Genomic DNA, 650 nt, shown 5'->3' with positions numbered 1-650 from the left:
ACGGAGATTTTCTTCACGCCCTGGCGGAGGTGTTCCTTCGCGAGTTGATGGAGGAAGAAGTTCAGAACCACGTGGGCGCGTCTCGGCATGAGCGTACGTCGGCGCGCCAGGGCAGCCGGAACGGTTATAAGCCGCGAAAATTGAAGACGCGTGTGGGCGAGCTCGAACTCTCGGTGCCGCAGGTGCGGGGTATGGAGCCCTACCATCCGTCGGTGTTCGCGCGTTACCAGCGTTCGGAACGGGCGCTTTTGGCGGCGTGCGCGGAGATGTACTTCATGGGGGTGTCGACGCGGAAGGTGGCCTCGGTTCTTGAGAAGATGGGCGGATTCGAGCTCAGCGCCAGCACGGTGTCTCGCGTGGCGGCGGAGCTGGACGAACAGTTGAATATTTTTCGGGAGCGTCGGCTGGACGACCGAGTGTGGCCGTATGTGCTGGTGGACGCCACGTATTTGAAGGTTCGGCGAAACGGCCGGGTACAATCCACGGCGGTGCTCGTGGCGGTCGGCATTGACCAGCACGGACGGCGCGAAGTCTTGTCGTGGCGTCCGGGCGACTCGGAATCCGAGGAGACTTGGGGCCAACTATTTCGGGACCTGAAGGCGCGTGGCCTCAACGGCGTGGAGATGTTGATTTCCGACGCGCACGAAGGC

At 62.6% G+C, this 650-nt stretch carries 1 protein-coding gene; it reads left to right on the top strand.

Going from position 1 to position 650, the window contains the following annotated elements; translation table 11 throughout:
• A partial coding sequence (locus JNK74_29170; protein MBL7650250.1) for an IS256 family transposase occupies positions 1-650 on the top strand: 650 nt, incomplete at both ends.

It is taken from the genome of Candidatus Hydrogenedentota bacterium (genome assembly GCA_016791475.1).
Classification (GTDB): Bacteria; Hydrogenedentota; Hydrogenedentia; order Hydrogenedentales; family JAEUWI01; genus JAEUWI01.
This window is presented reverse-complemented; position numbering and strand designations above follow the sequence as displayed.